General features: G+C 63.0%; 15 protein-coding genes. 10 read left to right on the plus strand and 5 right to left on the minus strand.

Annotated elements, in window-relative coordinates:
• The first annotated feature begins 119 nt into the window (after window positions 1-119).
• From IF199_RS15610 to IF199_RS15635, 6 genes are all read left to right on the plus strand, one after another.
• A complete protein-coding gene (locus IF199_RS15610) occupies window positions 120-635 on the plus strand; it encodes a flavin reductase family protein (RefSeq protein WP_192558013.1) in 516 nt (171 codons plus the stop codon).
• Between the two features lie 9 nt (window positions 636-644).
• The gene (locus tag IF199_RS15615) at window positions 645-2,324 is read left to right on the plus strand and encodes an FAD-binding protein (RefSeq protein ID WP_192558014.1); all 1,680 of its coding nucleotides are present in this window, start codon (window positions 645-647) and stop codon (window positions 2,322-2,324) included.
• Window positions 2,312-3,067 carry a glucose 1-dehydrogenase gene (locus IF199_RS15620; RefSeq protein ID WP_085709911.1) on the plus strand — a complete coding sequence of 252 codons (756 nt, stop codon included), beginning with the start codon at window positions 2,312-2,314 and terminating at the stop codon, window positions 3,065-3,067. The genes IF199_RS15615 and IF199_RS15620 overlap by 13 nt, the downstream gene beginning before the upstream one ends.
• Before the next feature lie 13 nt (window positions 3,068-3,080).
• On the plus strand, window positions 3,081-4,166 hold the full coding sequence (locus IF199_RS15625; protein WP_192558015.1) for a ferredoxin--NADP reductase: 1,086 nt from the start codon (window positions 3,081-3,083) through the stop codon (window positions 4,164-4,166).
• A gap of 100 nt (window positions 4,167-4,266) precedes the next feature.
• On the plus strand, window positions 4,267-5,013 hold the full coding sequence (locus IF199_RS15630; RefSeq protein ID WP_096821405.1) for an SDR family NAD(P)-dependent oxidoreductase: 747 nt from the start codon (window positions 4,267-4,269) through the stop codon (window positions 5,011-5,013).
• Between the two features lie 69 nt (window positions 5,014-5,082).
• Window positions 5,083-6,654 carry a FadD3 family acyl-CoA ligase gene (locus IF199_RS15635; protein WP_192558016.1) on the plus strand — a complete coding sequence of 524 codons (1,572 nt, stop codon included), beginning with the start codon at window positions 5,083-5,085 and terminating at the stop codon, window positions 6,652-6,654.
• Window positions 6,655-6,693: 39 nt separating this feature from the next.
• Here the strand turns inward: IF199_RS15635 and IF199_RS15640 are convergent, their stop codons facing one another.
• Window positions 6,694-7,563 (minus strand): SDR family NAD(P)-dependent oxidoreductase, encoded by an 870-nt coding sequence (locus IF199_RS15640; protein ID WP_192558017.1) that lies wholly within the window; start codon window positions 7,561-7,563, stop codon window positions 6,694-6,696.
• Window positions 7,560-9,305 carry an FAD-dependent oxidoreductase gene (locus IF199_RS15645; RefSeq protein ID WP_192558018.1) on the minus strand — a complete coding sequence of 582 codons (1,746 nt, stop codon included), beginning with the start codon at window positions 9,303-9,305 and terminating at the stop codon, window positions 7,560-7,562. Before IF199_RS15645 ends, IF199_RS15640 begins: the two co-directional genes overlap by 4 nt.
• A gap of 261 nt (window positions 9,306-9,566) precedes the next feature.
• On the opposite strand from IF199_RS15645, the gene IF199_RS15650 reads away from it, so the two are divergent.
• The 3 genes from IF199_RS15650 to surE all read left to right on the plus strand — a co-directional run bounded on the left by IF199_RS15650 (window position 9,567) and on the right by surE (window position 13,574).
• Complete coding sequence (locus IF199_RS15650; RefSeq protein WP_192558019.1) at window positions 9,567-11,144, plus strand: DUF1302 domain-containing protein; 1,578 nt, start codon at window positions 9,567-9,569, stop codon at window positions 11,142-11,144.
• A gap of 23 nt (window positions 11,145-11,167) precedes the next feature.
• Window positions 11,168-12,547, plus strand: coding sequence for a DUF1329 domain-containing protein (locus IF199_RS15655; protein WP_192558020.1), 1,380 nt, complete (start codon window positions 11,168-11,170; stop codon window positions 12,545-12,547).
• Window positions 12,548-12,623: 76 nt separating this feature from the next.
• Window positions 12,624-13,574, plus strand: a complete 951-nt coding sequence (surE, locus tag IF199_RS15660) for a 5'/3'-nucleotidase SurE (protein ID WP_192558021.1) — start codon at window positions 12,624-12,626, stop codon at window positions 13,572-13,574.
• Window positions 13,575-13,621: 47 nt separating this feature from the next.
• On the opposite strand, the gene IF199_RS15665 is transcribed toward surE, so the two are convergent.
• Genes IF199_RS15665 through IF199_RS15675 form a run of 3 tightly spaced genes read right to left on the minus strand, consistent with a single transcriptional unit; the run spans window position 13,622 to window position 16,483 of the window.
• Window positions 13,622-14,734, minus strand: coding sequence for a 3,4-dihydroxy-2-butanone-4-phosphate synthase (locus tag IF199_RS15665; protein WP_192558022.1), 1,113 nt, complete (start codon window positions 14,732-14,734; stop codon window positions 13,622-13,624).
• The gene (locus IF199_RS15670; protein ID WP_192558023.1) at window positions 14,731-15,657 is read right to left on the minus strand and encodes an alpha/beta hydrolase; all 927 of its coding nucleotides are present in this window, start codon (window positions 15,655-15,657) and stop codon (window positions 14,731-14,733) included. Before IF199_RS15670 ends, IF199_RS15665 begins: the two co-directional genes overlap by 4 nt.
• Window positions 15,644-16,483, minus strand: coding sequence for an SDR family NAD(P)-dependent oxidoreductase (locus IF199_RS15675; RefSeq protein WP_192558024.1), 840 nt, complete (start codon window positions 16,481-16,483; stop codon window positions 15,644-15,646). The genes IF199_RS15670 and IF199_RS15675 overlap by 14 nt, the downstream gene beginning before the upstream one ends.
• Before the next feature lie 143 nt (window positions 16,484-16,626).
• On the opposite strand from IF199_RS15675, the gene IF199_RS15680 reads away from it, so the two are divergent.
• Entirely contained in the window at window positions 16,627-17,670 is a 1,044-nt protein-coding gene (locus tag IF199_RS15680; RefSeq protein ID WP_192558025.1) for a 3-ketosteroid-9-alpha-monooxygenase, oxygenase component, read from the plus strand.
• The last annotated feature ends 30 nt before the right edge of the window (window positions 17,671-17,700 follow it).

The raw sequence follows: 17,700 nt of genomic DNA on the forward strand, positions 1-17,700 counted from the left end.
GGCGATGATCCGAAGCACGTACGCAGACCGCCCAAAGGCCTAGTCCCCTCGGACGATGCTGCGCAGGCACGCCAGCGCAAAAATCCATCGCACTCCAGTACAACCACAGGACGAGTGCGATGAACGACGTCAATCTGAAAGCCGACATGCTCCAGGCCATGCGCCGTCTGGCCAAGTCAGTCACCATCATCAGTACCAGCAACGGCTCCGAGCGTTTCGCCATGGCCGCCACAGCGGTCGATTCCCTCAGCACCGAGCCGCCATCGCTGCTGATCTGCGTGAACAAGACCGCCTCTTCCCACGCGGCACTGGCCACCGGCGCGGACTTCTGCGTGAACATCCTCGGCGTCGAACAACAAGGTCTGGCCCATCGCTGCAGCGGTTCGATCAAAGGCGAGGCGCGCTTCGACCAGGGCAACTGGCTGACCAGCCCCGGCGGCATTCCGTATCTGAGTGACGCTCAGTCGGCGATACTCTGCCGTCAGGACGGCCACTTCAGCTATGGCACCCACACCGTGTTCATCGGGCGCATCCTGCAAATCTACACCAGCGACACCATCACCCCGCTGGTCTACCTCGACGGCAGCTACACCACCACCGCCAACCCGGCATCTGCCTTTGCTGCTGCGGGCTGAGGCCGGGCCATGGACGCTCAACAACAGTTGTCGCCATTGCGTGTGAACAGCGCCGATCAGTTGGACTGGGACGATCGCTGTGATTTGCTGGTGGTCGGTTTTGGCGGTGCCGGAGCCTGCGCGGCGATTGAAGCGGCCAGTCGCGGCTTGTCGGTGTTGGCACTGGACCGGTTCGCAGGCGGTGGTGCCACGGCCATCAGCGGCGGCGTCGTGTACGCCGGTGGCGGCACGCCGTATCAGCGTCAGGCCGGCTACGAAGACAGCCGCGACGCGATGTTCAACTACTTGCGCCAGGAAGTCGGCGAGGCCGTGAGCCCGCAGACCCTGCGCGAATTCTGCGAAGGCAGTTGCGAGCAACTGGCCTGGCTCGAACGCCAGGGCGTGGCGTTCGAATCCAGCGTGCCGCCGCACAAGACGTCCTACCCGAGCGACCAGTTCTACCTTTACTACTCCGGCAACGAAGCCGTCCCCGCCTATGCCGCGATCGCCAAACCGGCACCGCGCGGCCATCGCACCAAAGGCCCCGGCCTGTCGGGCGCGAGCCTGTTCGCCCCGTTGAAAGCCAGCGCCTTGCGCCTTGGGGCACGCCTGCGCAGCCAATGCGAAGTCAGGCGTCTGGTGATCGATGCCAATGACCGCGTGGTGGGTGTCGAAGCCTGGCAGTTGCCGACCGGCAGTCGCGCAGCCCGGCAACATGCCCGGTTGTCACGCTGGGCCACCGCGATTCACATGTACGCACCGGCAGTGGCGGATCGGTTGCGCAATCGGTTGCGGCGCATTGAACTCGCCAGTGCCGAACGCCAGTTGATTCGCGCCGACCAAGCCGTGTTGCTGAGCAGCGGCGGTTTTATCTTCAACCGTGAATGGGTCGGTCAGCATGCGCCGCGTTATCTGCCCGGTTTGCCGCTGGGGACCACCGGTTGCAACGGCAGCGGCATTGCCCTGGGCCAGAGCGCCGGCGGTCGCGTGGCGCGTATGGACAAAGTCAGCGCCTGGCGTTTCATCAACCCGCCGCTGGCCTGGGCCCGAGGCCTGATCGTCAATGCCCGTGGCGAGCGTTACGCCAACGAAGAAATCTACGGCGCCACCCTCGGCCACTCGATGGTGGAAGAACAGGACGGCCGCGCCATCCTGATTCTCGACCGGGCATTGGTACGCGAAGCGCTGCGCCAGGTCGGCCCGGGTAAAGTCTGGGCCTTCCAGCGGTTGCCGGTGCTGCTCAATCTGCTGTTCAACGCCAAACGCAGTCGCAACCTTGCCGATCTGGCAAAGCGCTGCGGATTACCGCCCGAAAACCTGCAACGCGCCGTGAACACCTACAGCCGCGCCGCACGCGCAGACATCGTTGATCCGTTCGGCAAGTCGCACGCCATGCTCGCCGACATGGATCAGGGCCCGTGGTACGCCCTCGACCTGTCCTTCGCCAGCCGCCTCTTCCCCTGCCCCGTCATCACCCTCGGCGGGCTGAAGGTCTGCGAAACCAGCGGTCAGGTGCTGAACCACGCCGACCGGCCGATTGCCGGCCTGTACAGCGCCGGGCGCAACGCGGTCGGGGTCGCTTCGAATCTGTATGTCTCTGGCCTGTCCCTGGCCGATTGCATTTATTCCGGCCGCCGTGCCGCCGCCCATGTGGCCGAACAACTTGCTGCTCAAACCACACGCTCAGGAGAACAACAATGCAACGTGTAGAAGGCAAAGTCTGCATCATCACCGGCGCCGCCAGCGGCATCGGTCGCGAAGACGCCCTGCTGCTGGCCCGCGAAGGCGCCAAGGTGGTGCTGACCGATCTCAACGACAGCGCCGGCCGGGAAGTGGCCGCGCAAATCGGTAGCAACGCACTGTTCATCCGTCACGACATCGCCAGCGAAAGCGACTGGCAGAACGTGATCAAAACCACCCTGGAACACTTCGGCCGCCTCGACGTGCTGGTCAACAACGCTGCGATTCTGGCGTTGGGCAGCATCGAAGACACCACACTGGAGCTGTGGCAGAAGGTGCAGAAAATCAACGGCGACGGCTACTTCCTCGGCTGCAAGTACGCGATCCAGGCGATGAAGGAAACCGGCGGCGGTTCGATCATCAACATGTCGTCGGTGGCGGCGCTGGGCGCGATGCCGATGTTCTGTGCCTACTCGGCATCCAAAGGCGCGGTGGCGGCGATGACTCGCTCGATTGCCTTGCACTGCAAGCAACAGGGTTACCGCATTCGCTGCAACAGCGTGCATCCGGACGGGGTCAACACGCCGATGACCCAGGCCCTCACCGGTGGTGTAGCGATCAATCAGCAAGATCTCGACCAAGACCCGATGAACCGCATGTGCGCGCCGGCCGACATTGCCAATGTGGTGCTGTTCCTCGCCACCGACGAGTCGCGTTTCGTCAACGGAGCCGAGATCCGCGTCGACAACGCCCAACTGATCAGCGGGCTCTGAGGCCGAGGTGAACATGGGCACGCAACAACAGAACCTGACACCGGCCCAGGCCACAGCGGCCAGCTACGCCTTGCAAGTGTGCGCGGTGATCGACGAAACCGCCGATGCGCGCTCGCTGGTGCTGGACATACCGCCAGACCTGCGTGAGCGCTTTGGCTACAGACCGGGGCAGTTCCTGACGTTTCGCGTGCCCTGTGCCGGCAAGCTGCTGACCCGCTGCTATTCCATGGCCAGTTCGCCGTTGACCGATGAGCAACCCAAAGTCACGGTGAAACGGGTCGAGGGCGGCCGGGTGTCGAACCGGATGAACGAGGTACAGGTCGGTGACTGGCTGGACGTACTGCCGCCGGCCGGGCATTTTTGCCTTGATGAGCATCAACCGGATGACGACAAACCTCTGGTGCTGTTCGGCGGCGGGTCTGGCATCACCCCGGTGTTTTCCATTCTGAAATCGACGCTGCAACGCAGCCGGCGGCCGATCAAGTTGATCTACGCCAATCGCGATGAGGCATCGGTGATTTTCAAGGATGAGCTGCGGCAACTGGCGCAGTCCCATCCGGAACAACTGCAAGTGGTACACGCGCTCGACTCGGTGCAAGGCTTCCTGACCACCGCCCAAGTGCGCCATTTGCTGAAAGGTTCTGCCGGCGGCGATTACTTCATCTGCGGCCCGGGCCCGTTCATGGACACCGTCGAACGGACCTTGCTGGAACTCGGAGAAGCGGCTGAACGCATCCACGTCGAACGCTTCGTCTCCCCGCCCGATCCCGACGAACTGCTGGCTGAAGAAGCCGCCGCCCGGCAAGCCTCCCTTGGCTCGCGCTGCGAATCGCTGGTGGTCGTGCTTGACGGTCAACAGCACGAAATTGCCTGTCAGCCCGGCGACACCCTGCTGCAAAGCTGCAAGGCCGCCGGCCTCGACGTGCCTTCGTCTTGCGAAGAAGGTTTTTGCGGTGCCTGCATGTGCGTCGTCGAGGAAGGCGAAACGCACATGGCCCGCAACGACGTGCTCAGCCCCAGAGAACTGGCCGAAGGCTGGACCCTGGCCTGCCAAAGCCGCCCGAGCGGCGCACGAGTGCGCTTGAAGTTCCCGGATTGAGCGCCGGTCGAGAATAGTCTCAACGGACGATCTCCCGGGCGCGATCTGCAGTTAGACTCGGCCAGCCCATTGGCCCGAAAACAATAAAAGAGGTGCAGTTATGGCTCGTTTGCAAAACAAGGTCGCGGTGGTTACCGGCGGCGCATCGGGGATCGGTCTGGCCTGCGTGCGGCGCTTTGCCGCCGAAGGCGCGCAGGTTGTCGGCCTGGACATCGGCAATGCCCCGGAGGATTTTCCGGGCCTGTTCATGACGCTGGATGTGCGCGATGAAGCGCAGGTGCAACAGGTCATGCAGGAAGTCATCAACCACTTCGGTCACATCGACGTGCTGGTCAACGCGGCGGGTGTGGCCGACCAGGGCAGCGTCACCCAGACCAGCACCGCCAACTGGCAGCGGGTGCTGGACATCAACCTGACCGGCAGCATGCTCACCAGCAAGTACGCGCTGGCATCGATGGAACCCCGGCGCAGCGGTTCGATCATCAACATCGGCTCAATCTTCGGCCTCCAGGGTTGCGACGGCAACGTTGCGTACAACGTGTCCAAGGGCGGCATCAACCAACTGACGCGCTCGATGGCGATCGACTTCGGTTACGCCAATATTCGCGTCAACGGCTTGTGCCCCGGCCTGATCGAAACCCCGATGACCAGCATGGTCCGCGAGCACGAAGCCTTCCACGCCTTCTTCGCCTCGCAACACATGCTCAATCGCTCCGGGCAGCCGGAAGAAGTGGCCAACGTCGCCCTGTTCCTGGCCTCGGACGAAGCGTCCTTTGTCAGTGGCCAGATGATTGCCGTGGACGGCGGTTTCTCCGCCGGCCGCCGCTTCGCCCCGCCCGCCGTCTGATTTTCCTTGCCGGGCGCCTGCCCGGCACACCCCTTTCTTCCGCACCTGTCCTCTGGCCGAGGAGGCCCCATGCTGCCTGTCGAAAACGCACTGACCATCGTCCAACTGTTCGCCAACGCTGCCCGCAATTATGGCGACCGCCCGGCCATCGAGGATGACGGACGCTCGATCAGCTACCGGCAACTCGATCAACTGCGCGGCCAGGCTGCCCGGGCGCTATTGGCATTGAACGTCCAGCCTGGCGACCGCGTGGCGATCTGGGCACCGAATATCTGGGAATGGATTGTCGCCGCCGGTGCACTGCAAAGCGTCGGCGCCGCGCTGGTGCCGCTCAATACGCGCATGAAAGGCAGCGAGGCCGGTTTCATTCTCCGTCAGAGCGGTGCCTGCGTGCTGTTTGCCATCGGCGAGTTCCTTGGCGCTGACTACCCGCGCATGCTCGCCGCCGAAGACCTGCCGGCGCTGCGCCATATCGTCACTTTGCGCAGCAATGACTCAAGCGCGCTGAGCTGGGACGCGTTCCTGGCGCTGGCCAGCGACGTCTCACCCGAAACCCTGCAAACACACGAGCAGGCTCTCGGCCCGCAAGACCTCTCCGACCTGCTGTTCACCTCGGGCACCACCGGCAAACCGAAAGGCGTGATGAGCAGTCACGGGCAAACCCTGCGGGTGGTGCGCGACTGGAGTGAGGTGGTCGGTTTGCACGAGGGCGATCGCTACCTGATCGTCAATCCGTTCTTCCATTCGTTCGGTTACAAGGCCGGCTGGCTGGCGGCGCTGATGCGCGGCTGCACCATCGTGCCGCAGCAGGTCTTCGACGTGCAGGCCGTGCTCGAATGCGTGCAGCGCGAGCGAATTACCGTGCTGCCTGGCCCGCCGACCCTTTATCAATCCCTGCTCGCCCACCCGCAGCGCGAAGCGTTCGACCTGACGTCCCTGCGCATTGCGGTCACCGGGGCTGCGACGATTCCGGTGGAGATGATCCGCCGCATGCGCGATGAGCTGGGATTCGCCACCATTGTCACCGCGTATGGCCTGACCGAAACCTGCGGTTTTGCCACGATCTGTCGGCCGGGGGACTCACTGGAGTTGCTCGCGTCCACCAGCGGCCGGGCCATGCCGGGGGTGGAAGTGCGCTGCATTGGCGCCAACGGTCGCAGCCAGCCGGTGAACGTCCCCGGCGAAATCCAGGTACGTGGCTACAACCTGATGCAGGGTTATTTCAATGATCCGCAAGCCAGTCAGGAAGTCCTCGATGCCGACGGCTGGCTGCACACCGGTGATATCGGCGTGCTCGACGAACAGGGTTATCTGCGCATCACCGATCGCCTGAAGGACATGTTCATCACCGGCGGTTTCAACGTCTATCCGGCGGAAATCGAACACTGCCTGCTGGGTTATCCCGGCGTGGCGCAGGTGGCGGTGATCGGCATTCCGGATGAGCGTCTGGGCGAAGTGGCCATGGCCTTTCTGCTGCCGGCGCCGGGTGTCGAGATCGAGCAGGCCCGATTCCTCGCCTGGTGCCGTGAGCAGATGGCCAACTACAAGGTGCCGCGCCGGGTGCAGGTGCTGGAGAGCATGCCGCTGAACGCGGCGGGGAAAGTGACCAAGAATGTGTTGCGGGAGTGGGCGTTGAGCTGAGCTCTTTCCTCCAGTGGGAGCCCACTGGAGGAATGACCTTCAAATCACCCGGGCCGGATGCTGTTGGCGCGGGTCGCCAAGCAGGGCGCGATGAGATGGCGGCTGACGGCCGCCGTCTTCGCTGATGCCGTAACCGGCAGCGATTTCGGCAGTGATCAGCGTCTGCCCCGAGAGCGCCATCAACTGCGGATCATTGAGCAAGGCATGAATCACCCGACCATTGAATTGCGGGGTTTCGGCGTGCGCCAGAAAAGCCTTGTACTGCTCGCCATGCTGTTCGCCGGCAATCCGCGTGCGCTCGGTCAACTGCGGCCCGAGCCACAGCGATAACGCCGCCACGCCACGGCCCTCGAAATCGATGGCCATGTCCGCTGCCAGTTTGTCGCAACCAGCCTTTTGCGCACCGTACGCCGGGCCGTGCATGTAGCAGCCGCCGCCAAACGACGAAGTAAAGCAGATAAGTCCCTGCGCGCTGTTCAACAACAGTGGTGCGGCGTGGTAGCTGGCGATGTACGCCGAGCGCAGGCCGACGTCGAGGATGCGCACCAGGTCCAGCGGCTTTTCCCAGAATGGCCCCGGTTCGATCAACTGGTCATGAATGAACGCGGCATTGTTCACCAGTAGATCCAGTCTCCCGCACTCCCGTTCGACCTGGGCGAACAGCGCCGCCACCTGCCCATCGTCGGCATGATCACAGACCACCGCGACGCCCTCTCCGCCCGCCGCTGTAATTGCGGCGGCCGTGTCGTCCAGCGAGCTGTTCAAGGCCTGTCCATATAGATGCGCGCCTGCAGATTCCGGCGCACGCCCGGTGACGTAAACCCGCATGCCTGCCTCACCGAGTGCCAGGGCTATGCCCTGGCCGACGCCGCGACTGGCGCCGGTCACTACTGCCACTTGCCGATTCATTTGACGCTCCCGAACTGACTGATCACCGAGCCGCTTTTCTGGCTCTGACGATGGATGTGGTTGGCCGCCAGATAACCGAAGGTCATCGCCGGACCGATGGTGGAACCGGCCCCCGGGTAGGTGCGGCCCATCATCGACGCCGCGCTGTTGCCGATGGCGTACAGGCCCTTGATCGGTTTGCCGTCCTCGTGCAAGACCCGGGCGTGAACGTCGGTGAGCAAACCGCCCTTGGTGCCGATGTCGCCGGCATCAATGCGCACGGCGTAGAACGGCCCTTTGAACAACGGCGCCAGACACGGATTGGGCTGCACGTTCGGGTCACCGTAGTAGCGATCGAACAGCGATTCACCCTTGTGAAAGTCTTCGTCGTAGCCGCGCACCGCCATGCCGTTGAAGCGCTGCACCGTGCGCAGCAGCCCGGCCGCATCGACGCCGATGTTCTCCGCCAGGGCCTGCAGATCCGGTGCCTTGAAAAAGTAATCACGCAAGTGCTCGGGCAGTTGCCAGTCGCGCTGGGCATACCCTGGCAACAGCGCGCCGCAGGGGTATTTGCGGCGAAACTCGGCATCGAACACCATCCAGCACGGCACACTGACGGCGCCTTCGCGGTTGTTGGCGTACATCGCGTAAACGATGTCGGTGTACGGCGCGGCTTCGTTGACGAAACGTTCGCCCGCCGAGTTGACCAGTACGCAACCGGGCAACGTCCGCTCGACGAACATCGCCCGTTGTTTTTCCTCGCCGCGAACGTGGGTTGTCGGCGCCCACCAGCTGTGCTCCATCAGCGCCGTGCGTGCGCCGATGGCCTGGCCTGCACGAATGCCGTCGCCGGTATTGTGCGGCGGCGTGGCACTCCAGGTAGTCAGCGAGGGTTGCGGCAGATACTGGGTGCGCATCGTCTGATTCCATTCAAAACCACCAGCGGCGATGATCACGCCATAGCGCGCCTTGACGTTCAGACGTTGCCCCTCGCGGCAGACCCGCGCACCGCCGACCCGGTCGCCGACAATCAGCAGTTCTTCCAGTCCACAGTTGAGCCACAGCGATTTGCCGCGATCCAGTAAGGAACAGCGCAAGGACCCGATCAAGGCATTGCCCAACGTCAGGTAACGATCACGCTTCGACAGTCGCCGCCCCTCGCGGTCGCGCCAGTAACGCCACATGACCTTCAGCGTCAGGCGCAACCAGCCGGGGCCACGGCACAGCAGCACCTGCGCCTCTTTCATGGTCATCGCCATGCGTCCCATCATCAACGTGCCGGGGGATGGCGCACGCATGCGCAGAAACTCCTCACCCAGCTCGGCGGCGTCGAACGGTTGCGGGTCCATCGAGCGATAGCCGGGTTTGCCGCCTTCGACCTCCGGGTAGTAATCGGCGTAGCGCGCTTGTGCCTCGAAGCGCACACGGGTCTTTTGTTCGAGGTATTCGACCATCGCCTTGCCGTGCTCGACATAGGCTTCGATGCGCCCGTCGTCGATCTCGCCGTGGGTCACCGCGCGAATATAGGCAATCGCTTCGGCGGCGCTGTCGCTGCCGCCCAGAGCCTCGATCCGGTGATTGCCGGGGATCCAGATCCCGCCGCCGGACACCGCCGAGGTGCCGCCGTACTCGTTGCTCTTTTCGATCAGCAACACGTTCAGTCCCAGGTCGTGAGCGCGCAGCGCCGCGGTCATCCCGCCCGCTCCGGAACCCACCACCAGCACATCGCAGCACTCATCCCATTTGATCTCGGCAGCTTTCATGCGATCACCCTTGCTCAGCGCCCTCAAGGCAAAAACCGCCGGCCGGATCTTCGTCCGGCGCGGTCGGTCTCGGGATTGTTGGGCGCGTGTGCCGGGTGGTCATCGTCCGATGGGACTAAGGGTCACGCACCCCGCTCCCGTGCAAATCGCTTAGTCCGCTTGGACGATGTTGCGCCCGGTGCGTGACCGCATAGTCGCCCACGGCACCACTTCCCCCCTGAAATGCAGGTCGGGCAGGTCCGACCTGGGCATGAGGACGACATGATAAAAACAATAATCGCCCCACAATCGCTACACCCTCGCGTACAGCTGGCCGTGTTGTTGCTGGCCGGTGGACTGGGCAGCCAGGCCAGCGCGATGACCTTCCAGCCGAGCGAAGATCTGAGCGTCGACTGGGACACCACGCTGACCTACAGCCTCGCCTGGCGGACCGAGGCACGCGATCACAAACTGACGGCCAACGCCGACGCCAATGACGGCGACAATGCGTTTTCCAAAGGCAGCCTGATCAACAACCGCGCCGGTTTCCTCACCGAAGCCAACATCAAATGGCAGGACGATTACGGCGTGTTCGTACGAGCCACGGGCTTCTACGACAACGTCTACGATCAGGACAACGACAACAACACCGGCACCTCGAACTGTTTTGCCGGTGGTCATTGCAACCGGCCGGACCGTTTCTCCCAGGACACCATCGATCAGCACCGCAACGAACTGCGCATGCTCGATTACTACGCCTACGGCACCTGGGATCTGGGTGGGCACAACCTCAATGCGCGGCTGGGTAATCAGGTGGTCAGCTGGGGTGAAAGCCTGTTCTACCCCGGCATTTCGGCGGCGCAGAGCCCGGTGGACGCGACCAAGTCGACCACGCCGGGGGTCGAGGTCAAGGAAATCCTCCTGCCGGTCGGGCAACTGTTCACCCAGTTCAGCCTGACCGACAGCCTCGATATCCAGGCCTACTACCAATACAAATGGGAAAAGACCCAGTTGTTCGGGGTCGGCAGCTACTTCTCCACCACCGACTACATCGACGAGGGCGGCTACAACGACGCCAGCGGTTTCGTGACGCGTCTGGCCAACGACAAACCGAGCAATCAGGGCCAGTACGGTGTGGCCTTCACCTACGCCGCCGAGTCGCTGAACAACACCGAGTTCGGCATTTACTACTCGCGTTATCACGACAAGACGCCGTCGCTGGACTTCCAGTCCGAGCTGGGTCGCTACCGTGCGGTGTACTTCGACAACATCGACCTGTTCGGCGCCAGTTTCTCCACGGTGATCGGCGATGTCAGCTGGGCCGGTGAAGTCAGCTACCGCGACGGTGCGCCGGTGATGGTCAACAACGGCTTCTCCAGCGCGGTACGCGGCAAGACCATGCAAGCGCAGTCGTCGATGATCTACGTGCTCGGCCCGACCTCGTTCGCCGACAACACCACCCTGACCGGCGAAGTCGTCTACAACACCGTGATCAGCAACGACAAGTCAGCGCCGGTGACCCTGGCGCCGGGCTTCACGTTGCCGGGCACCGACAGTCTGGTCTACGACCGCGAAGCCTGGGGTTACACCGCGCAGGTCAGCTTCGATTACAACGACGTGTTCAGCGGCTGGGACATGTCAGTGCCGATCACCTACAGCACCGCTGCCCACGGCGACAGCTCGATTGTCGGCTCGATCAACCAGGGCGAAGGCGACGACCGCGCCAGCATCGGCAGCTCGTGGCGCTACCTGGGCAACTTCACCGTCGAAGCCCGTTACAACGCCTACCTGGGCAATGCCAACAACAGCCCGTTGGCCGACCGCGACAACGTCGCCCTCAACTTCAAATACCGGTTCTGATTCCCCTGTCGGAGGAGCACAGCATGTCTCGATTCACCCAAACGTTATTGAGCACGGCGCTGACTGTCGGCCTGTTCGGCAGTGGTCTGACCTACGCCAAGGTCAGCCCCGAAGAGGCCGCGCGACTGGGCCAGGACCTGACCCCGATGGGCGCCGAAAAGGCTGGCAACGCCGACGGCAGCATTCCGGCCTGGAGCGGCAAGTGGCGTGGTCTGCCACCGGGTCTGAAATTTGCGGGGCCCGGCACGCCGTACCCGGACCCGTACGCGGCGGAAAAACCGCTGTTCGTGATCGACTCGAAGAACATGGACAAGTACACCGATAACCTGTCCGACGGTGAGAAAGCGCTGCTCAAGCGCTACCCGGAAACATTCAAGATCCCGGTGTACCCGAGCCATCGCGACTTCCGCGCCGATCAGCGTCTGGAAGACCTGATCAAGAAAAACGCGGTGACCGCCGAACTCGACAACGACAACAACGACACCAAGAACGCCTGGGGCGCCTCGCCGTTTCCGATTCCGAAAAACGGCAGCGAGTTGATGTTCAACCACACCCTGCAAGGACGCGCCAACACCGAAGAGGCCAACTATGGCCAGGCGGTGGTGTACGCCAACAAGGAAAAAGTGCTCGAAGAGGTCAACTATAAGATCTTCTCGATCTGGTCCAGCCCGGACAAGAACCTCGACAGCGCCAACGGCATCCTGACCAACTTCCTGATCACCACCCTGGAACCGGTGCGCAAGAAAGGCGAGATCGTCGTCGGTCACGAGTTCATCAACCCGACAGCCTCGCCGCGTCAGGCCTGGCAGTACAGCCCCGGCCAGCGCCGCGTTCGTCGCGCCCCCACTGTCGGCTATGACTCGCCGACCGGCGCCGGCGGCTTCCGGGTGTACGACGAAGACCGCTTGTTCAACGGTGCGCCGGACCGCTACAACTGGACCATCGTCGGCAAAAAGGAACTCTACATTCCGTACCACAACTACAAGATCGACGACCCGAGCGTGACGGCCGACCAAATCCTGTCGACCACCGGCCACGTCGATCCGCAGTACATGCGCTACGAAAAACACCGAGTCTGGGTGTTGCAGGCAACGCTCAAGGAAGGCGCCCGCCACGTCTACGCCAAACGTGTGTTGTACCTCGACGAAGACACCTGGTCCGCGACCATGGCCGACAACTACGATGCCCGTGGCCAGTTGTGGCGTACCAACATGCAGACCTCGGTCTACGCCTACGACATCGAGCGCTACCACGCACGCCTCGGCATCTACCATGACCTGATCGCCGGCTCTTATCTGGTTGACCGTCTGCTGGTCGATCAAAAGCCTGCGAAGCTCAATGCCACCGCCTTCTCCGAAGACGAATTCACCCCTGGCAACCTGCGCAAACTCGGTACCCGCTGAACCCATGACGCCCTGACCGATTCATTCGGTCGGGGCGTTGTGCTTTTTTCAATCTGCACCTTTACGGAAACTGCCCATGAATAAGTTGCTCACTGCGGCCCTCGCCGTGGCCGGCCTCGGTTTGTCGACGCAGGCCAGCGCCCTGAACATTCTGCTGACCAACGACGATGGCTGCCGCGCCCCCGGCATCGATGCGATGTACCGCGCACTGACCGCCGCCGGGCACACCGTCACCCTGGTCGGCCCGTTGAACGACAGCAGCGGCATCAGCGCCGCCAGCGTCGTGGTGCCAGGCCAGGCCTTGGCGGTGACCGAGCTTGCGCCCGGCAGATTCTGCGTCGGCCCGCCCGAGGGCTACACCCCGCCGACCGGCAAGACCTCGGCCATCGGCACGCCGGTGGATGCGGTCAACGTGGGGCTGGATGTGCTGCTCAAGGACACGCCACCGGATCTGGTAGTGTCAGGCATCAACTTCGGTGAGAACGTCGGCCCGCTGACGCAGATGTCCGGGACGTTGAATGCGGCGGTTCGGGCCATGTTCAAAGGCGTTCCGGCCGTGGCGGTGTCGACGGCCATCGACATGGACCTGATCATGCGCGACCAGCAGGCCGGCTACCGCAAGACCCTGGGCGCCATGGACGACACCGCGAAGTTTGCAGTGAAAGTCATCGAACAGGCTCACCAGAGCTGCGCCAAACACCGCTGCAAACTGAATGTGCTCGGGTTGCCGGGCGTTAACGGGCTGAACCTCAACTACCCGGCGTTGCCTGCCAATCAAGTCAAAGGCGTGAGTTTTGCCCCGATCGGCAATTGGGACCGGGTGAACTTCACCTCACAGCGCGGTGCCGACGGCTCGGTTCACGTCAATCTGGTCGCACCGCCAAAACCTACGGCCACTCAGCAGCAGGCCGATGCGTATCAGCTGTGGCAGGGACATGCAGTGATTACGGTGATCGCCGGCAATATGAGCGCGCCGCCGGCGGTGCAGGATCAGGCGAAGAAAATGCTCAAAAGCGTCCAGCCTTGAAACGACACAACCCCTGCAGGTCATCACCCGCAGGGGTTGAACGGTTTTCAGACGGCGGATTGGAACGGGATGAATTCAGTGACTTCGAGATCGAACCCCGACACCGCTTTGTAGGGCACTGGAGAACTCATCAGGCGCATCTTGCGCACGTTCTGATCACGCAGTATCTGCGCGCCGATGCCCAACGTACGATGCGGAAAATGCGGCGGCCGCGACTTGCCACCGCTGCGCTGACGCAATTGCTCGAGCACACCTTCAGCGGTTTCTTTCTGCGCCAATAACACCAGCACACCGCATTCGGCCGCCGCGATGCACGCCAGCGAACGTTCAAGGGTCCATTGCTGCGGTCCGTTTTCGCTTTCGCAGCCCAGGGCATCGCGCAGGGTTTCGATGCCTTGCACCCGCACCAGCACCGGTTGAGTGCTGTCGATCCGGCCTTTGACCAGCGCCAGATGCAGCGCGCCTTGATAAGTGTCCTGATACGCCGTCACCTGGAACTCGCCGTGGCGGGTCAGCAAGGGATAGGCCTCACCGCGTTCGATCGTGCCTTCGTGAAGAATGCGGTAGTGAATCAGCTCGGCGATGCTGCCGATGCGCAGGCCATGGCGGCGGGCGAATTCGTGCAACTGCTCGCCACGGGCCAGTTCGCCGTCCTCGTCGAGAATGCCCACCAGTGTCGCCGCCGGTTGCAGGCCCGCGAGGCGGGTCAGGTCGCACGCCGCCTCGACATGCCCGGCCCGCTGCATGACGCCACCGGGCAAGGCCTGCACCGGAAAGATATGCCCCGGTTGCACCAGATCCGCCGGGCCACTGGCCGGGTCGACTGCCACCTGAATCGAGCGCGCCCGGTCGGCAGTACTGATCCCCGTGGATACACCGGTTGCGGCCTCGATCGAACGGGTAAACCCCACGCCATGCTGCGCCCGCGAATGGGGCACCATCAGGTCCAGCCCCAGCTCGCGGCAGCGCTGCTCGGTCAGTGCCAGGCAGATCAAGCCGCGCGCCTGTACTGCCATGAAGGTTACCGCCTCGGCCCCGACCCGTTCGGCGGCCATCAGCAGTGAGCCTTCAGCGTTGTTTTCGTCATCGGTGATGACCACCATCTGTCCCGCCGCGATGGCTTCGAGCAGTTGCGGCACACTGTCGAACGCCAGACTCATTGCAGCGCCTCGCGCAGGTCGGCGGCCGCTTCGGACAACACCTGGGCGGCACCTTCGACAAACGGCGCCATGCTGATGAAACCGTGAATCATCCCTTCACAGCGCTGCACGCGCACGGGAACTTCGGCTGCACGCAAGCGCTCGGCGAACGCCTCGCCTTCGTCACGCAGCGGATCGAATTCGGCGGTGATCAGGGTCGTCGGCGGCAAATGCGCCACGCTTCCGGCACGCAATGGCGAAGCCAGCGGATCATCACCCTGCCCGTCTTCCTGCAAATACTGCTGCCAGAACCAGTTCATCATGGCGCCGGTAAGGAAGAAACCATCGGCAAATTCCCGGTAGGAATGGCTGTCGCAACGGGCGTCGGTGACGGGATAGAACAGGCATTGATAGCGGATCTTCGGCCCCTGCCGTTGCACCGCCAACTGACTGACCGCCAATGCCAGATTGCCCCCGGCGCTGTCCCCCGCCACCGCGAGCCGGCTGCCATCGACGCCCAGTTGCGCCGCGTGTTCCACCAGCCAGCAGGTCGCCCGGTAGCAATCCAGCGGCGCCGCCGGGAACGGGTGTTCCGGCGCCAGGCGATAAGCCACCGACACCACCACGGCGTCGGTCAGGTGGGCCAGCGAGCGGCACAGGTTGTCGTGAGTGTCGAGGTTACCGACGACAAAACCGCCGCCATGGAAATACACCAGCAACGGCAGATTGCCCTCTTTCGACGGCCGATACAGACGCGCATCCAGTTCGCCAATCGCACCCTCGACCCGCAAGTTACGCACTTCGATCATCGGCACGCCCGGTATCGCCGGCTGCATGTTGTCGCAGAACTGCCGATAGTGCGCAGCATCGAGTTGACTGTAATCGGGTGCCGGCAGGTCGCTGAATTGCTGGAGTATCAGCGCGATCTGTTTATCGAGCGGCATGGGCATCTTCCTCTACATCGGACATTTTGAATTGTGGGTTGGACTCTTCCAGGATGCTCTGCACCCGTTGCTGCAGGGCCACTTTGAAGCCTTTGTGGGGAAAGACCCAGAAGCGCTTTTCGGCGATGGCGGCGAACACCTGTTCTGCGAGTACCGCAGGCGTCATGCCTTGACGGATGCTGCTGTCGAGCAATTGGCTGAAGGACGAACCGGCGCCGTCGACCACTTGGTTGGAGGCCATGATTTCACTGGCCACCGGCCCCGGACACACGACAGAAACCGACACAGGTGCACCGAGCAGGGTCAATTCGTAGTGCAGGGTTTCCGACAGCGCGACCACCGCCTGCTTGGTCACGTTGTAAGGCGCCATCAACGGGCTGCTGAGCAGACCGGCCAGTGACGCGGTGTTGATCACATGGGCCGCGCGGCCCTGACGTAAAAACAACGGCACGAAACAGCGAATGCCGTTGATGACCCCGCAAAGATTGACGTCGAGCATGCGCTGCCACTGCTGCGCGGTGATTTCCCAGCTGTGGCCGGTCTGCATCACCCCGGCATTGTTGAACAACAGATCGACCCCGCCAAACTGATCGAGGGCGACATCGCGCAAGCGCTCCACCTGTTCCAGATCGCCGACATCGGTGACACAGGCGACGGCCTGCGCTCCGCCGCTTCGCAGTTCAGCGCAGAGGTTCTCCAGCCGCGACGCATCGAGATCGGCCAGCACCAGGCGCATCCCCAACTTGGCCGCATGCTCGGCCAGCCCCCGGCCGATGCCACTGCCGGCACCGGTAATGACCGCGACCGGCCCTGATTGCTCATTCATTGTCTGCTCCTGACAAAAGTCCGATGGCGTCAGTAGAGCGGGCGCCAGTCGGCCGGCCATCGTCCATTCAGACGATGCCCGCTTCTACAGGGGCGGCAGAATCTCCAGCAAGCTCAAACCCGTGAACCTGGGAGAATAACAAGATGAGTACCCTGCACCGTATCGAAGCCAAACTGCTGGAAGACCGCTACGCACGCGGCTGGCACTGCCTGGGCCTGGCCGCCCGCTACCGCGACGGCAAGGCCCACCGTCTGGACGTGTTCGGCACCCGGTTGGTAGCGTTTCAGGGCGAGGACGGCGAGCTGCACATTCTCGACGGTTATTGCCCGCACATGGGCGCCGACCTCAGCACCGGTTGCATCGAAGGCAATTCGATTCGCTGCCCTTTCCACGCCTGGCGCTGGGGCGCCGACGGCGTTTGCGATGACATTCCCTACGCCAAGCGCATTCCGCCACGGGCCAAGCTCAAGAGCTGGCCGCTGATGGAGGAAAACCATCTGCTGTTCGTCTGGAACGACCCCGAAGGCAACCCGCCGCTGCCCGAGCAACGCATCCCGCGCATTGACGCCTGCTTCAGCGACGAATGGGCCGAGTGGGAGGTCGCTGAATTGCAGATCGACACCAACTGCCGCGAACTGATCGACAACGTCGCCGACATGGCGCACTTCGGCACGGTACACGGCGCTCCGGTCGAGGCCTTCAGCAACGTGTTCGAAGGCCATCTCGCCACGCAGATCATGAGCGCTCGCAGCGAGCGGCTGTCCGGCGACAGCGCGTTGAGCACCGTGGCCACCTATTACGGGCCGGCCTACCAGATCACCGAAATGACCGGTGCCATGAACGGTCAGCCGATCCACTCGATCCTGCTCAACTGCCATGTGCCGATCGACCTCGACAGCTTCACCCTGCGCTACGGCGTGCTGGTGAAAAAGATCCCGGGCTTGAGCGAAGAACAGAATCAGGCAATGGCCAAGGCCTATGTGCAACAGGCCCAGGAAGCCTTTTACGAAGACGTGTCGATCTGGCACAGCAAGACCCGCGTCGATAACCCGTTGCTCTGCGATGGCGATGGCCCGGTCTATCAATTGCGGCGCTGGTACGAGCAGTTCTACACCGACGTCGGTCTGCTTTCAGCGGATGTGCAGGACCAGAAAGAGTTCATCGTGCGGGCCCGCGAACAGGCCTGATCACGGGGCTGTCGCAATTTTGCGCCTGGC

This window comes from Pseudomonas allokribbensis, assembly GCF_014863605.1.
In the GTDB taxonomy this organism is placed as follows: Bacteria; Pseudomonadota; Gammaproteobacteria; order Pseudomonadales; family Pseudomonadaceae; genus Aquipseudomonas; species Aquipseudomonas allokribbensis.

Bases quoted from the DNA above. Each gene is read 5' to 3' on its own strand.
- IF199_RS15610 (WP_192558013.1), top strand. From the start codon at position 120: ATGAACGACGTCAATCTGAAAGCCGACATGCTCCAGGCCATGCGCCGT.
- IF199_RS15615 (WP_192558014.1), top strand. From the start codon at position 645: ATGGACGCTCAACAACAGTTGTCGCCATTGCGTGTGAACAGCGCCGAT.
- IF199_RS15620 (WP_085709911.1), top strand. From the start codon at position 2,312: ATGCAACGTGTAGAAGGCAAAGTCTGCATCATCACCGGCGCCGCCAGC.
- IF199_RS15625 (WP_192558015.1), top strand. From the start codon at position 3,081: ATGGGCACGCAACAACAGAACCTGACACCGGCCCAGGCCACAGCGGCC.
- IF199_RS15630 (WP_096821405.1), top strand. From the start codon at position 4,267: ATGGCTCGTTTGCAAAACAAGGTCGCGGTGGTTACCGGCGGCGCATCG.
- IF199_RS15635 (WP_192558016.1), top strand. From the start codon at position 5,083: ATGCTGCCTGTCGAAAACGCACTGACCATCGTCCAACTGTTCGCCAAC.
- IF199_RS15640 (WP_192558017.1), bottom strand. From the start codon at position 7,563: ATGAATCGGCAAGTGGCAGTAGTGACCGGCGCCAGTCGCGGCGTCGGC.
- IF199_RS15645 (WP_192558018.1), bottom strand. From the start codon at position 9,305: ATGAAAGCTGCCGAGATCAAATGGGATGAGTGCTGCGATGTGCTGGTG.
- IF199_RS15650 (WP_192558019.1), top strand. From the start codon at position 9,567: ATGATAAAAACAATAATCGCCCCACAATCGCTACACCCTCGCGTACAG.
- IF199_RS15655 (WP_192558020.1), top strand. From the start codon at position 11,168: ATGTCTCGATTCACCCAAACGTTATTGAGCACGGCGCTGACTGTCGGC.
- surE (WP_192558021.1), top strand. From the start codon at position 12,624: ATGAATAAGTTGCTCACTGCGGCCCTCGCCGTGGCCGGCCTCGGTTTG.
- IF199_RS15665 (WP_192558022.1), bottom strand. From the start codon at position 14,734: ATGAGTCTGGCGTTCGACAGTGTGCCGCAACTGCTCGAAGCCATCGCG.
- IF199_RS15670 (WP_192558023.1), bottom strand. From the start codon at position 15,657: ATGCCGCTCGATAAACAGATCGCGCTGATACTCCAGCAATTCAGCGAC.
- IF199_RS15675 (WP_192558024.1), bottom strand. From the start codon at position 16,483: ATGAATGAGCAATCAGGGCCGGTCGCGGTCATTACCGGTGCCGGCAGT.
- IF199_RS15680 (WP_192558025.1), top strand. From the start codon at position 16,627: ATGAGTACCCTGCACCGTATCGAAGCCAAACTGCTGGAAGACCGCTAC.